Source organism: Chryseobacterium sp. KLBC 52 (assembly GCF_003347605.1).
In the GTDB taxonomy this organism is placed as follows: Bacteria; Bacteroidota; Bacteroidia; order Flavobacteriales; family Weeksellaceae; genus Chryseobacterium.
Genome location: NZ_QDFZ01000007.1, coordinates 117,703 through 133,151, shown reverse-complemented (window position 1 = coordinate 133,151; position 15,449 = coordinate 117,703). Strand labels below are relative to the sequence as shown.

13 protein-coding genes are annotated in these 15,449 nt (G+C 37.4%); 9 read left to right on the top strand and 4 right to left on the bottom strand.

Annotated elements, in window-relative coordinates:
* Positions 1-70 precede the first annotated feature (70 nt).
* Positions 71-1,351, bottom strand: coding sequence for a dicarboxylate/amino acid:cation symporter (locus tag DDF69_RS09465; protein WP_114820573.1), 1,281 nt, complete (start codon positions 1,349-1,351; stop codon positions 71-73).
* A 170-nt stretch (positions 1,352-1,521) separates the two neighbouring features.
* Entirely contained in the window at positions 1,522-3,210 is a 1,689-nt protein-coding gene (ggt, locus tag DDF69_RS09460; RefSeq protein ID WP_114820665.1) for a gamma-glutamyltransferase, read from the bottom strand.
* Between the two features lie 233 nt (positions 3,211-3,443).
* Here ggt and DDF69_RS09455 point away from each other — a divergent pair, with 233 nt between their 5' ends.
* The 3 genes from DDF69_RS09455 to DDF69_RS09445 all read left to right on the top strand — a co-directional run bounded on the left by DDF69_RS09455 (position 3,444) and on the right by DDF69_RS09445 (position 8,202).
* Positions 3,444-6,296 (top strand): TonB-dependent receptor plug domain-containing protein, encoded by a 2,853-nt coding sequence (locus DDF69_RS09455; protein WP_114820572.1) that lies wholly within the window; start codon positions 3,444-3,446, stop codon positions 6,294-6,296.
* A 103-nt stretch (positions 6,297-6,399) separates the two neighbouring features.
* Positions 6,400-7,365, top strand: a complete 966-nt coding sequence (locus tag DDF69_RS09450) for an NAD-dependent epimerase/dehydratase family protein (protein ID WP_114820571.1) — start codon at positions 6,400-6,402, stop codon at positions 7,363-7,365.
* An 84-nt stretch (positions 7,366-7,449) separates the two neighbouring features.
* The gene (locus DDF69_RS09445; RefSeq protein ID WP_114820570.1) at positions 7,450-8,202 is read left to right on the top strand and encodes a polysaccharide deacetylase family protein; all 753 of its coding nucleotides are present in this window, start codon (positions 7,450-7,452) and stop codon (positions 8,200-8,202) included.
* A 145-nt stretch (positions 8,203-8,347) separates the two neighbouring features.
* Here DDF69_RS09445 and DDF69_RS09440 read toward each other — a convergent pair whose 3' ends face one another.
* Together DDF69_RS09440 and DDF69_RS09435 are read right to left on the bottom strand one after the other, a co-directional pair.
* Positions 8,348-9,553 (bottom strand): metallophosphoesterase, encoded by a 1,206-nt coding sequence (locus DDF69_RS09440; RefSeq protein ID WP_114820569.1) that lies wholly within the window; start codon positions 9,551-9,553, stop codon positions 8,348-8,350.
* 66 nt (positions 9,554-9,619) lie between these two features.
* Positions 9,620-10,693 (bottom strand): 3-oxoacyl-ACP synthase III family protein, encoded by a 1,074-nt coding sequence (locus DDF69_RS09435; protein WP_114820568.1) that lies wholly within the window; start codon positions 10,691-10,693, stop codon positions 9,620-9,622.
* A 101-nt stretch (positions 10,694-10,794) separates the two neighbouring features.
* Here DDF69_RS09435 and DDF69_RS09430 point away from each other — a divergent pair, with 101 nt between their 5' ends.
* The 6 genes from DDF69_RS09430 to rny all read left to right on the top strand — a co-directional run bounded on the left by DDF69_RS09430 (position 10,795) and on the right by rny (position 15,413).
* Positions 10,795-11,364: a hypothetical protein gene (locus DDF69_RS09430; protein WP_114820567.1), complete on the top strand. Its 570-nt coding sequence runs from the start codon at positions 10,795-10,797 to the stop codon at positions 11,362-11,364.
* Between the two features lie 3 nt (positions 11,365-11,367).
* Positions 11,368-12,099 carry a bifunctional demethylmenaquinone methyltransferase/2-methoxy-6-polyprenyl-1,4-benzoquinol methylase UbiE gene (ubiE, locus tag DDF69_RS09425; RefSeq protein ID WP_047096897.1) on the top strand — a complete coding sequence of 244 codons (732 nt, stop codon included), beginning with the start codon at positions 11,368-11,370 and terminating at the stop codon, positions 12,097-12,099.
* A 3-nt stretch (positions 12,100-12,102) separates the two neighbouring features.
* Positions 12,103-12,885 carry a porin family protein gene (locus DDF69_RS09420; protein ID WP_034695972.1) on the top strand — a complete coding sequence of 261 codons (783 nt, stop codon included), beginning with the start codon at positions 12,103-12,105 and terminating at the stop codon, positions 12,883-12,885.
* Positions 12,878-13,327, top strand: coding sequence for a hypothetical protein (locus tag DDF69_RS09415; RefSeq protein WP_228411955.1), 450 nt, complete (start codon positions 12,878-12,880; stop codon positions 13,325-13,327). Before DDF69_RS09420 ends, DDF69_RS09415 begins: the two co-directional genes overlap by 8 nt.
* Entirely contained in the window at positions 13,327-13,614 is a 288-nt protein-coding gene (locus DDF69_RS09410; RefSeq protein WP_034695967.1) for a cell division protein ZapA, read from the top strand. The genes DDF69_RS09415 and DDF69_RS09410 overlap by 1 nt, the downstream gene beginning before the upstream one ends.
* A gap of 233 nt (positions 13,615-13,847) precedes the next feature.
* Positions 13,848-15,413 (top strand): ribonuclease Y, encoded by a 1,566-nt coding sequence (rny, locus tag DDF69_RS09405; RefSeq protein ID WP_185144333.1) that lies wholly within the window; start codon positions 13,848-13,850, stop codon positions 15,411-15,413.
* Positions 15,414-15,449: the final 36 nt, after the last annotated feature.

The following is a 15,449-nucleotide window of genomic DNA, read 5'->3' as shown; positions in this document are numbered from 1 at the left end:
GAATCTTGAACCTTAAACCTTGATTCTCTCCCGAATCCCTGCAACCTAAAAACTACCATCTGCCACCTATTTACACTTCCAGTTTCTTTTCTACCTCAGCCGGATGGTCCAGGCAGTAGTGAAGCTGTTTTTTATCAAGCTGTTTTTCCCAATTCGCTACAACAACTGTTGCTACGGAATTTCCAATAACATTCGTTAATGCACGGCATTCACTCATGAACTTATCAATTCCAAGAATCAAAGTCATTCCTGCAATCGGAATTTCAGGAACTACGGCCAGTGTTGCTGCAAGGGTAACAAATCCGGCACCTGTAACGCCAGCTGCACCTTTTGAACTTAACATAGCCACTAAAAGAAGCATCAGCTGCTTTTCAATAGGAAGATGAATATTTAAGGCCTGAGCAATAAAGAGAGAGGCCAGGGTCATATAAATATTCGTTCCGTCAAGATTGAAAGAATATCCGGTGGGAACCACAAGGCCTACAATGGCGCGTGAACAGCCCGCTTTTTCAAGTTTTTCCATAATTCCGGGAAGGGCAGATTCTGACGAGCTTGTGCCCAGAACGAGAAGAAGTTCTTCTTTAAGGTAAAAAAGAAGTTTCAAAATATTAAATCCGTTATACCATGCTACCGCTCCCAATACCAGAACGACAAACAGGATTGACGTAATATAAAATGTACCTACAAGGAATATAAGATTCAGAACAGAATGAAGTCCGTATTTACCAATCGTAAAAGCCATGGCTCCGAAAGCACCTATCGGGGCAAGTTTCATGAGCATATGGACGATTTTAAATACCGGAGTGGATAAATCATGTAGGAAATCGGTTACTTTCTGGCTCTTTTCTTTTGTTAAAACCAAAGCAACTCCCATTAAAATAGCGACCAGAAGAACCTGAAGGATATTATCACCCACCAATGGACTGAATAATGTCTCGGGAATAATATTCATAATAAAACCGGTAAGTGTAGATTCATGAGCTTTTGCCTGGTATTGTGAAACATCGCCCGAAAGGGTAGCAGGATCAATGTTCAAACCATGTCCCGGCTGCAGAATATTTCCTACCACTAATCCGATAATAAGAGCCAGAGTTGAAAAGGTAAAAAAATAGATCATTGCTTTAATTGCAATTCTTCCTACTTTTTTCAAATCGGTCATGTGAGCGATCCCCAAAGTAAGGGTTATAAAAATTACCGGAGCGATAATCATTTTTACCAGTTTGATGAATCCGTCTCCCAAAGGTTTCATCTTTTCACCTAATTCAGGATAAAATTTTCCCAGAAGAATACCCGCAATGATGGCGATAATCACTTGGAAATAAAGCTGATTGTATATTTTTTTTGCTTTCAAAGAACAGTCGTTTTGTTTTTTTAAGGCCGAAAATTAAGAAAATTTATCTGAAAACATGACAAAAGTCATTAAAAGAATCTACAGGATTGGTTTTCTAAAATGCTTAAAAAAGCTTGGGCTTCATTCTCCGAATGAAGCCCAAGCTGTATTATTGCTGTATTATATAAGGATTATTCCACTGCTACAGAATCATCTCCACGGCCATCTGCTACTGCGTGAATATTTCCGTTTTCATCAAGAACAATCATTTCTGTTTTCCCAATATATTTTGTCTTTTCAATGACGTAATTCTTACTTTTCAGTTCAGAAATAGTACTTTCCGGAAAATTATTTTCAACAGTAATGGTTTCCGGAAGCCACTGGTGGTGGAACTTTGGTGCATTGACTGACATGTTCGCATTGAGTTTAAAATCAACCACATTCACAATGGATTGGTATACTGAAGTTGGAATTGTAGTTCCTCCAGGTGTTCCCACAACCATATAAGGCTTTCCGTTTTTAAGAATAATGGTTGGGGTCATAGAAGAGAGCATTCTCTTGTTAGGCTGTATTGAATTGGCCTCTCCACCCACAGCTCCAAACATATTCGGTACACCTGGTTTGATAGAGAAATCATCCATTTCATTATTTAAAAAGAATCCTGCACCTGAAACAAGCACTTTGCTTCCGTAATACCCGTTAAGAGTTGTCGTTACCGAAGCTGCATTTCCGTCCTTATCCAATACGGAAATATGGGTGGTCTGCATAGATTCTTTAGGCTGTTCTATGATTTTACCTACTTCGGAACTTGGAGTAGCCTTGTCAAAACTGAAACTTTTCCATCTTCCTTTCAGATATTCATCCGAGATCAGGTAAGAGGTTTTATCCTGAATAAAATCCGGATCCCCCATATATTCTGCTCTGTCTGCAAAGGCTCTTCTTTCTGCTTCGGCCATAATCTGAACCGCTTTTGCAGAGTTTTGCTGATACTTTTCAAGGTTTTCGAAACTAGCCATTCTGAGCATCTGGGCAAGAAGAACTCCACCACTTGATGGTAAAGGCATCGTAACAACATTGCTTCCTTTGTAATCAAATTCAAGCGCTTTTCTTTCGGCAACTTTATAATTTTTAAGATCTTCCAGAGTGATGATTCCGTTTCCTCTTTTCATTTCGGCAACTAAAAGATCAGCTGTTTTTCCTTCATAAAAACCTTTTGCTCCTTGTTTCTGAATCAGTTTCAAAGTTTCAGCTAAGTCTTTTTGAACCAATAGATCTCCGGCTTTCCATGGGGTATCCTTCACGAAAATGATGGAAGATTTATTATGTTTCTGGAATTTTTCCCTTTGGTTATTCAGCATTTCTGCCTCTTTGTCTGTGATGGCAAATCCTTTTTCAGCAAGATCAATAGCAGGCTGGATGATTTTTTCCATAGGCAGTTTACAGTACTTCAGCGTTGCAAAGAAACCTGCTACACTTCCGGGAATACCTACAGCCAGTCTTCCGTTCTGGGAAAGATCTGTATCTGCTTTTCCTTTTTTATCAATATACATATCTCGGGAAGCTTTTTTGGGAGCTGTTTCCCTGTAATCCAGTGTAAATTTTTCACCATTATTTTTTACGCCTACCAAAAATCCTCCGCCACCAATGTTTCCGGCTTGCGGATATACTACAGCAAGTGCATATTGTGTCGCCGTAACAGCATCATAGGCATTTCCGCCCATCTTTAAGATTTTGGCTCCCGCTTCACTGGCTAACGGATGTGCGGAGACCACAACACCTTTCTTTTTTACCTGTACTTCTTTGATAATATTGATATCTGTGAACTGAGCCCAGCTAAGTTGAGCAGCCAAAAGCATCGAAGCAATTAAAATCTTCTTCATATGATTGTTTTTTCTTACAACAAAATTATTGAATTTTTTGTGTAAATGGCTGTTTTTATCAAGTAGATGAAAATCATACATTATTATTTGTACTTGTTATTATGTTTTAAATTAATTTGTGATTAATTGTTTATTTAATTAATAATATTGAATAATATTTAAATTATTTAGAGTTTTAGTGAAATTTAGTTTATTTTTTATGATTTGAATTGCTACATTTGAAAAAAAAATGCATGAAAAAAAATTACCAGAAAATTGCCTTTTTGGGAGGCCTGTTCTTTCTATCAGCTAACCTAAATGCTCAAACTAAAGATTCTGTACAAGTAAAATCAGTAGATGAAGTTAAGATTACCGTAGGATCCAGAAATAAAAACCGTGTTGCAACTGATACACCTGTTCCTGTAGATGTTATTAATATTGGATCACAATCTGTGCTAAGCCCGCAAACCGATCTGAATCAGATCTTAAACTATGCTGCGCCCTCTTTTACTTCCAATTCAACCACTGTAGCAGATGGTACAGATCATGTTGATCCTGCTCAGCTGAGAGGGCTGGGACCGGATCAGGTACTTGTTTTACTTAATGGAAAGAGAAGGCATACTTCATCACTTGTAAATATTAACGGTTCTCCAGGCAGGGGATCAGTAGGTACAGATCTGAATGCTATTCCGGCTTTTGCGATTGAAAGGCTGGAAGTACTGCGGGACGGTGCATCAGCGCAATATGGTTCTGATGCGATTGCCGGAGTAATTAATGTGATCATGAAAAAAAATACGAATGCATTTACCGCTGCAATTACAGGAGGTGGATTTAATTCGAAAGGAGCTAATGATCATACCGGAGGATGGGACGGAGAGAAGTATCAGCTTGATCTTAATTACGGAACTAAAATTGGCAATAACGGATTCATTAATTTTACAGCAAGCTTGCTGAACAGGAATGATACCAGAAGAGCAAAGTCAGCAACAGGGGATATCTTTAATGGTTATAATGCAGTTGAGCAGAGAGCGTTAGAAAAAGGAGTTAATATTTCTGCTCTTTTTGGGAATATCAATAATACTTCCAATACACAACAAATCATAGATTATATACATCAATATGCTCCAAATGTAAACTATTTTACTGCTGCACAGCAGGCTAGTATTCAGTCGGCAAATACAATTGCTGCCCTGCAGGATCTGCTTAAGGGTGATGTTACTGAAAATGAACTTGCTTACAGAGGATTAACAAGAGACGACTTTAATATGAGGGTGGGACAATCCAGGTTAGGGTCCGGTCAGTTTTTTATGAACTCTGAATTTGACCTGTCTACAACAATCCGGGGATATGCTTTTGGGGGAATTTCCTATAGAGCAGGAAATGCAGCAGGATTTTACAGAAGACCTAATCAAAACAGAACCTCAACGTCAATATATCCTAATGGTTTTTTACCGGAAATTACTTCTGATGTTATAGATCTCTCTTTTGCAGCAGGGTTTAAAGGAAAACTAGGTAATATTAATTATGATATCAGTAATACGTTCGGAAGAAATACTTTTGATTATACAATAAAAAATACCGCCAATGCATCCATGCTGTATCCTGGTAAAAGAGAGTTTAATGCAGGAGGTTTGGGATTCTCTCAAAATACCATCAATGCAGACTTCGATACCAAGTTAGACTGGTTAAAAGGGTTTAATATTGCCTTTGGAGGAGAAATGAGGTTTGAAAAATATAAGATAGAAAACGGTGAGGAAGCTTCATGGGCTCTGTATGATATTAATGGGAGTATTCAAAACCCTGTAACAAGTAGCGCACTAAAGCCTACCGATTTCTTTGGAAGTACCAGACCCGGAGGAGCTCAGGTGTTTCCTGGTTTCCGGCCTGAAAATGCTTTAAATAAAGGAAGACATTCTATAGCTGCTTATGTGGATACGGAACTGGATGTTACAGATAAATGGTTGGTGAGTGCCGCTTTGAGATATGAAAACTATTCAGACTTTGGTTCAACATTCAACTATAAGGTAGCTACAAGATATAAATTAACTGACCATATCAATCTCCGGGCGGCACATTCCACAGGATTCAGGGCTCCTTCTTTGCAGCAGATCTATTTTAATGCCACAGCGACACAATTTGTGGGCGGAACGGCATATGAAGTAGGTACTTTTTCTAATGATTCCGATGTAGCGGGTATTCTTGGAATTCCACAATTGAAACAGGAAGAGTCGGTGAGTTATTCTGCTGGTTTTACGGCTAAGATCCCTCAGATGAATTTAACGTTTACAATGGATGGTTATTATATTAAAATTAAAAACAGAGTTGTATTAACTGATCAGTTTTCAAGGCCTTCAGGAACTTATCCGGCGGAAAGTGACCTAGGTAAATTGCAGACTGCCTTTGATAAAGCCAATGCAAATGCTGCCACTTTTTTTGCAAATGCGATTGATACACAGACGAAAGGTATTGAAGGGGTGATTTCACATAAAGCAAAATTTTCTCAGGCAGTAGCTTTGAATTCTGATTTTGCTGTTACAGTGTCAAAGACAAACAGGATAGGCGATATACATGGTTCTGATGTTCTAATCAATGCCGGGCAGATCAACAGGTATTATTCGGAATCCAGCCGTGTTTACCTTGAAGAAGCTATCCCAAGATTCAAAGCTTCCTTGAACAATGCCCTGGAGATTAATAAATTCAGTGTGCTGCTAAGAAATGTTTATTTCGGGAAAGTTACGGATCCTAATGCAATGGATGCTAACGGGGACGGAATCGTAAGTGGGGAAATCATTAACGGACAGGCTGTTGCTACTGAACATCCCGTTTGGGGAGGAAAAATAATTACCGACCTCTCTCTTGGATATAATTTTACTAAAAACTTTAAACTGACAGTCGGGGCGAATAATTTGTTTGATATTTATCCTGATAAAAACTACGGTCCGGCAACGGTAAAAACTCCTTCTCTGGATGCTTCCGGTAACCTCGTATATGTTAATACTTCCACCATTGATCTTACTAATCAAAACCAGTTTGTGTACTCAAGAAATGTTTCTCAGTTCGGAATGAACGGAAGATTTCTTTTTGCCAGGGTAAATCTTACTTTTTAGTTAAAGATTTCAGGAATATAAAAAGGTGTACGAAAGTATACCTTTTTTATTATGGTTGGCATGTTTTTTTTACTTTTGTACAATTCTAAAAAAAATCTGAAAAATGGAATCCTATACGGAAAGAATATTGATTACAGGTGCCTTGGGACAAATTGGTACCGAACTGACAAACAGACTTGTTGAAATTCATGGAGCGGAAAACGTTGTTGCTTCAGGATTGGACAGATGGCAGGAAGGAATTACTTCTGCCGGACACTACGAAAGAATGGATGTTACCAATACCCAATTGGTAAGACAGGTGATTCATGATTATGAGATCACGACAGTGTATCACCTCGCTTCCCTTTTATCCGGAACTTCTGAAAAGCAGCCTGTTTTTGCGTGGAAACTGAATCTTGAGCCACTGCTTCATTTTTGTGAAATGGCGAAAGAAGGGCTTCTTAAAAAGATCTTCTGGCCAAGTTCTATCGCAGTATTTGGAAAAGGAATTCCAAAGCATGACGTAGGACAGGATGTAGTGTTGAATCCAACAACTGTTTACGGAATCTCTAAAATGGCAGGGGAGAAGTGGTGTGAGTACTATTTCGATAAATATGGGGTGGATGTAAGAAGTATCAGATATCCCGGATTGATCTCATGGAAGACTCCGGCAGGAGGTGGAACTACCGACTATGCCGTTGAGATTTTCTACAAAGCAATTGAAGACGGAAAGTATACAAGTTTCATTTCCGAAAATACAGGAATGCCGATGTTGTATATGGATGATGCCATCAATGCAACCTTGAAATTAATGGACGCTCCTAAAGAAAGTTTGACGGTTCGTTCTTCTTATAATTTGGGCGGAATGTCATTTACTCCAAAAGAATTATCAGACGAAATCAAGAAAGAAATTCCGGATTTTACGATCGATTATAACCCGGATTTCAGACAGGCAATTGCAGATTCATGGCCGGCTTCTATTGATGATTCAGTAGCGAAAAAAGACTGGGGTCTGACGTATGATTTCGGAATTTCTGAAATGACAAAAGATATGATCAAGAATCTGAAAGTAAAATTAGGAAAGGATTAATAATGTAAAGTAATGCTTTAATTACTTTTGTTTTTAACATCTGATTTTTAATATTTTATAGAATTTATATAAACTTTGATTTAAATGGTATTATTGACTTTTAACATCACCTGTATTGAGGCTGAAGTAAAAAACGGCTCTTCAATTACTGCTGATGAGCGATTGAAAATTACAGAAGATAATACCAAAGCTATTCTTAGAATTTTAGATATTCATGATGTCAAATCAAGTTTTTTTGTAGAGGTTTCTCTTACCGAAAAACTTCATCATTTAATAAAAGCAATTTCATCCAAAGGGCATGAAATTGCTTTTTATAACAAAGGTTCAAATCCTGAAGAAATTGAAAATGCCAAGAAGAATATTCAGGATCTTCTGGAAAAACAGATCAGAGGAATCCGTCAGAAAGATGTAAAAGTTTCTCAGGAAACTTTGAAGATGATGGAATTTAATTATGTCTCTAATATTGATAATGCCAATATTCTTTTTCCTTTCAAAAGACTTAAAAGAGATACCGTCATCACAGAAGAAGACGGACTGAGTATTGTTCCGGAAAGTATCTCTCCATACAGTCAGCTGCCTTATAATGATTTTGTATTCCAGATCCTGCCGATGAAGTATTATCAGAATATGGTTCTCGAAACTTTGCAGAATGAAGAATTTGTGCTGATCTATCTCAACACATGGCAGTTTACAGATTTCAAGAAATATCGTTTTGATATTCCTTTTTACCGAAGCTTATTTTCGGGCAAAAAAATGGAGGACAAATTAGATGCCCTCCTTACTTTTCTCAATGACAGGGAAATGGCTACTTCCCGCATGAAAGATTATATTTTTTAGGTAATAGGTTGCAGATATTAGGTAGCAGGGTTTTTGAGTTTGAGAGTGTAAGTGTTTAACGCGGTAGGTAACCAGGAACAAAAACAACCCACCATTTGTAAATAATAACTCGTACCCCGAATCTCGCATCCCGAAGTCCGAACCTCTAGCTTAGCTCAAAAAGCGTAATCTCCGGCAGTACACCCACTCTTCCTGGATATCCCAATACACCAAATCCTCTGTTTACATACAGCAGTTTCCCCTCACTTTCATACAAGTCAGCCCATTTTGGATACTTATACTGTACGGGTGACCATTTTACATTTTTAAGATCTAAACCAAACTGCATTCCGTGAGTATGTCCTGAAAGGGTCAGATGGATGTTTGCAGGATGTTTTTTTACCACGTAGTCAAAGTGAGTTGGATCATGGCTCATCAGAATCTTTGTAGCGGATTCAGGCACATCTTTTAAAGCGTCATCTATTCTTCCGAATTGAGGGAATGGTTTCAGTCCCCAGTTTTCGACTCCAAGAATATATAGTTTTTCGCCGTTTCTTTCGATCACCCTGTGCTCGTTTCTCAGCATGTCAAATCCCGCCTGTTTTTCATACTGAATTAAGTTGTCAAGGTTTTGTTTTTTGGCTGCAGGTGATTCCCAGGTTACGTAATCTCCGTAATCATGGTTTCCTAGCACAGCTAATTTTCCGTCTTTAGCCTTAATTTTTGAAAACAGAGGGATGAAAGGTTTGAACTCATCTGCTACGTTGTTCACCATGTCTCCGGTAAACAATACCAGGTCAGGTTTCTGCTCGTTGATCAGGTCGATTGCATGCTGCAATTTGCTGGGATCTGAGAAACTTCCACTGTGAACATCTGAAATCTGGATGATTTTATAGCCTTTAAAGCTTTTCGGAAGATTAGCAAAATTTACCCTTACTCTTCTCACTTTATGTCTGTACTTTCCAAACGTAATTCCGTCAATAAAAAGAGCGGAAAGAACACCACTCATTCCCAATCCTATCAGGCTCAGAAATTTCCTTCTCTCCGGGAAGAAATTTTCCGAAGGTTTGGCGAAGCCTATCAGATAACCTCCGGTTCTGATAATATCATCAATTAATAAAAACAGAACCACGAAAATCTTAGGAAGAATGAAGATCAAAAATAATGAAATCATGATTTGAGCTCTTACCATACTTTTGTCTGATCTCTGGTAATGAGTGACTTCGTAAGCGAAAATCCCGTATACAACCAAAGAAATTACCCAATATCCGATTCTGATCCAAAAATTATCGGTAAGTGTTCTGATAGCCTGATAAATGTATACTTCCAAAAACAGGAAGATTCCGGCGATAATTAAAAAATTCTTTTGCATGTTCTGATCAAAAAAAAGCACAAAGAATAAACTTCCCTGTGCTTTTATATTTTTAATGTTTAAATATTACTTTTTAGGAAATCTATAAACGATAGCATTGATGTTCATTCCGGCACCTACCGAAGTCATTACAATGTTACCATTATCTTTAAACGATTGACCCTCCATTTTTCCTTTAATTATTAAATCATACATGGTAGGAATTGTGGCTACAGAAGTATTTCCCAGATCCTGGATTGTCATAGGAGAAATCGCGTGATCATACTCTTTCACGTCATAAAGCCTGTGAAGTCTCTCAATCATAGCATAATCCATTTTAGCGTTTGCCTGGTGAATTAAGATTTTATCTATATCTTCAATAGAAAGATTTGCATCCGTAATCGTATCTTTAATGGCAACCGGTACGTTTTTAAGAGCGTATTCGTAGATTTTTCGTCCTAACATTCTTACATAAAGACGTTTTTGATCTGCTTCTTTATTGATAGAGGGTTGGTTTTCAAGATAATTTAATTCCGGCCCGTTGTCACAAATAGTGTTATGAGCAATAATCCCTACATTTTCTTCGTCAGTTGCTTTTACTACTACCGCTCCGGCACCATCAGCAAAGATCATTCTGTTTCTGTCGTATGGATCCGTTACTCTGCTTAAAGTCTCTCCTCCGATAACAAGAATTGTTTTAGCTACTTTAGCTTTGATAAGATTATCAGCCAAAATCATAGCTTCAACCCATCCCGGGCATCCGAAAACCATATCATACGTTACGCATTTTCTGTTTTTGATTCCCAGTTTATTTTTTACTCTCGCTGCCATGGTCGGCATAAAATCAGCGTATCCGTTTTCAGTAACTTCCCCGAAATTGCTTGCGTAGATGATATAATCCAATTCTTCGCCGTCTACTTTTGCATCTTCAAGGGCAATTTTTGCAGCTTCATAACCGATTTGAGAGTTGGAAAGATCATCCTCAATGAATCTCCTGTTTTCGATTTCTGTAATCTCTACAAATTTCGCAATGGTCTCTTCCACAGGCTTTTCAATCTTTACTCCGTCTTCAGTGTAGAACTCGGAATTCATGAAGTAATCTCTACCAATAACTCTGTTCGGAATATAAGAGCCAGAGCCAATAATGATCGTATTCGGCATTCGTTTATATGATTTTTTTAAAGATGCAAAGTTAATAATTAATATTAATAACGGAGAATTAAAAATATTATTAAATTTGCAAAAATTGTACTTTACAATCTATGAAAAACAACTCGTCCTTAAAAGGCTTACTTATTGCAGCTGTGGCGTTTATCGTTGCCTTTGGGATCTACTTCCTTTTTTTAGCCAAGAAGAATTATTATGTGGTAGATAATCCTACCCCGAATACGTATTACTTTAAGATCAATAACGGATCTGAAGGAATTATTTCAGCGGGGCAGTATGTGCATGTGGATTTGAATAAAGGGAAAAACTCTATTCAGGTTTTTGATCAGAACAAAAAAATGCTTTATGATTCTGCATTTGAAGTGAATAAACTTCGTGGTCTGATTAATATTACCCACCAGGATTACTATGTAAACGATCAGTATTACGGATACAATCTTAAAAAAGATTCGTTACTGGCCCACCTTGATAAAACTGTTATTGACGGAAAGGATTATTACGGAGGAGCAAGACGCTTCAATAAGCTTTACACAGAAGATTTTTATTACAATGTAGATGAAGACTACGACAAAGTGATCAAAAATATCCAGAAAGTGGAATCAAGATCCAAAATCTTCAGAAAGCAGGATTACCTAAATTATTACAAAGAATATTACAAGTTTTAAGTTTTGACAAAAGATATCACCAAAGTTACTCCCTACAATTCAGAGGCTACAAAAAAAAGCCAGGTAGAGGATATGTTCGACAACATTGCACCGAAGTATGACCTTCTGAACCATGTTTTATCCATGAAAATTGATGTTTTATGGAGAAATAAACTGGTAAGATGGATGAAAAATGATAATCCGCAGGAAGTGCTGGATGTGGCTACAGGAACGGGGGATCTGGCAATTACCATTGAAAAAGGGACCGGTTCTAAAGTGGTTGGATTAGATTTATCACAACAAATGCTGAATGTTGGCGTTATTAAAATAAAAAAACTTAAATTAGACGGCAAAATTTCCATGCAAAAAGGAGATGCAGAAAATTTACCTTTCGAGGACAATAGATTTGATGCTGTTTCCGTTGCATTTGGAGTAAGGAATTTTGAAAACCTTACCAAAGGTTTGGCAGAGTTAAGAAGAGTAGTTAAAGATAACAAAAGTGTTTATATACTGGAGTTTTCAAAGGTTGAGGGTTTCATGGGACCATTTTATATGTTTTATTTCAAAAATATATTACCTGCCATCGGCAGATTGGTTTCTAAGGATAATAGGGCGTATACATACCTTCCGGATTCTGTAAATGCTTTTCCTTTCGGGGAGAAGATGAAGCAAATTCTTTTAGATACGGGATTTAAGAAAGTTGAATATAAAAAATTAAGTTTAGGTATAGCCACAATTTATAAAGCAACAAAGTAACCTATGAATAAATTTCTATTAAAAGCACTGGTTTTAACCTCAGTAAATGTTGCCGTTTTTGCAAACGCGCAATTCAGAACCCGAAACAGAATGGACAAGTTGGAAGATTTCGACGAACAGAAATTCAGTTGGGGGTTTTATTTGAACGGGAACAGACTGGATTACCGCATTGTTTTGCATCCGAAATATGGGATGAATGATAATGAAAACCTTGTTACCTCTAAGGAAAGCTATAGTTTCGGTGCCGGGCTTATTGCAAAATGGAGACTGAATGACTATCTTGATGTAAGAGTAGAACCAGGGTTACAGTTTGCACAAAGACAGTTGACTTTTAATACTCAATCCAATGACATTTATGCGGGTGGATCTTTAACCAATCCTCCTTTTATGCCATTCCCTTTACAGGAAAAGGATAAAGTAAGAGAAATTAAATCTACTTTGATTGATATTCCGGTATTACTGGAACTTCATGGTCAAAGATGGTACAATTCAAGACCTTACGTTGCTGCAGGGGTAAACTATGTGGTAAACCTTCAGTCTAACTCAAGTTCAACAGATGACAACATGCAGGGAATCTACAGATCTACAACGCACAACTTTGCATGGTCTGCAGAAATGGGAATTCAGTTTTATTTCAACAAGTTTAAACTGACTCCTGCTGTAAGAGGAACATTCTTCATGAACAACGAAAAAGTGGCGGATAACGCTACTACACCTCCTTACTGGTCATCTGCAATCTCTACATTGCAGACAAGAGCGGTAATGTTCGTTTTGAAATTTGAATAAAAAATATTGTATTGAAAAATACGCGGGAGGTGCACTGGCACCTCCTTTTTTATTGTTATATCAAAATATAGAGTGTTTTATTTTTGTTAGTGTTATTATTTTTTTATTTTTGCTTTTAGTTAGAATATACAAACCTGAAATGCTTCAAGATTTAGAAAACAATTTTTCAGAATTAGAGAGAAAGATTTCGACTCTGCAAAAGAACTATAAAAATCTTACGGAAAATTTAAAAGAATTAAATTTTGAGCATGAAGAGTTGAAGAAGAAATATGATGAGGAGAGAAGAAAGAATCAGGTATTAGCAGAAGAACAAAAAAATATAAAACTTTATTCAGCAATATCAGGAAATCCTGAACACAATAGGTTAATGAAAAACCATATCAACAGATTGGTAAAAGAAATTGATTTCTGTATTGCTCAGCTTCAAAACAGTGGATTATAATGGAGGTAAGGAGAATAACCGTCAACATTGCAGGAAGAGTGTATCCGCTGAACGTACCGGCAGCAGAGGAAGAAACTTTGCGTAAAGTAGGGAAGCAGATCGAGAATATGATTAAAGATTTTGAACAGAATTTCGATGTAAGAGATAAACAGGATGCTTTGGCAATGTGTGCCCTTAAACTGGGAACCAATGCAGAAGTAGTTTCTCTGAACTACGAGAAAAATATTAATTCTACCAACGAAAGATTAACGCAGATTAATCAGTCGTTGAATGAAATCGGGAAATAGATTTTTTTTCCTGAAAAGTACTGCCTACAATAATTCTAACACATTAAAGGTAAACTCAACGCTAAACAATTACCGAACAAATGTCCATTGAATGGCGTGCCGGGCTTCCGGATTACAGACAGTGGAAATCAGTTCAAATCGTGTTGATTAGGAGTTTACTCTCAATCTCTGGATTATTGTGGGCTTTTTTTATTGAACAAGGATATGAATACAATTAAAACTCAATATAAATTATGATAGAAGTTATAGTCGGTGTTGTTTGTTTAGTAATCGGAGCTGTCGTGGGAATGTTTTTTTCCAGAAGTTCTCTGAATACTAAAGCAAAATTCATCATAGATGATGCAAAGAAAAATGCCGAAAACCTTATAGAAAAAGCTAACGTTCAGGCTGAATCCATAAAGAAAGAAAAGAACCTTCAGGCTAAAGAAAAATTCCTGGAACTGAAATCACAGCATGATGCAGACATTCAGTCCCGCGAAAAGAAAATGCAGGAAGTTGAAAAGAGAACGAAAGACAAGGAGCACAAGCTGAATGACGAGCTTAGCAAGACTGGAAAGCTTGAAAAAGATTTAGACAAGCAGATTGCAGATTATGCTAAGAAAAATGAAATTCTTGAAAGAAAGCAACAGGAATTAGATACAGCTACTGCCAAGAAAGTAGAAATACTTGAGAAAATCTCTAATTATACAGCGGAGGAAGCTAAAGCAGAATTGGTAGAAACCATGAGAGCTGAAGCTAAAACAAGAGCACAGGCACATGTTCAGAGCATCATGGAAGAAGCTCAGATGAATGCTAAAAATGAAGCGAGAAAAATTGTTATCCAAACGATCCAGAGAATTGGAACGGAGCAGGCTATTGAAAATTCAGTATCAGTTTTCAACATCGAGTCTGATGAAGTAAAAGGTAGAATTATCGGTAGAGAAGGTAGAAATATCCGTGCTTTAGAAGCGGTAACTGGAGTGGAAATCATCGTGGATGATACTCCGGAAGCTATTCTTCTTTCATGTTTTGACCCTGTAAGAAGAGAGATTGCAAGATTATCCCTTCACAGATTGGTAACTGATGGTAGAATTCACCCGGCAAGAATCGAGGAAGTTGTAGAAAAAACAAGAAAACAGATCGAGGAGGAAATCATCGAAGTGGGTAAAAGAACCATCATTGATTTAGGAATCCATGGATTACATCCGGAATTGATCAAAATCGTAGGTAGAATGAAGTACCGTTCTTCTTACGGACAAAACTTACTACAGCACTCAAGAGAAGTAGCCAACATTGCTGCAACGATGGCTGCTGAATTAGGATTAAACGTAAAATTAGCGAAAAGAGCAGGACTTTTACACGATATTGGTAAAGTTCCTGAGCAGGAATCAGAATTACCACACGCCCTTTTAGGAATGCAGTGGGCTGAGAAATACGGTGAAAACCCTGAAGTAGTAAATGCTATCGGAGCTCACCACGACGAAATTGAAATGAAGTCATTATTATCTCCGATCATTCAGGTTGCCGATGCGATCTCTGGAGCTAGACCGGGAGCAAGAAGACAGGTATTGGAATCTTATATTCAGAGATTAAAAGACCTTGAATCTGCAGCATTAAGCTTCGATGGAGTATCCAGTGCTTACGCAATCCAGGCAGGTAGAGAACTGAGAGTAATGGTAGAGAGTGGAAAAGTAAATGACGAAGTAGCGTCTCAGCTTTCTTACGACATCTCTGAGAAAATCCAGAATGAACTGACTTATCCGGGACAAGTAAAAGTAACAGTAATCAGAGAAACAAGAGCTGTGAATATTGCCAGATAATGATCAGAAAAAGATATTTAATAAAAACCTTTCAAG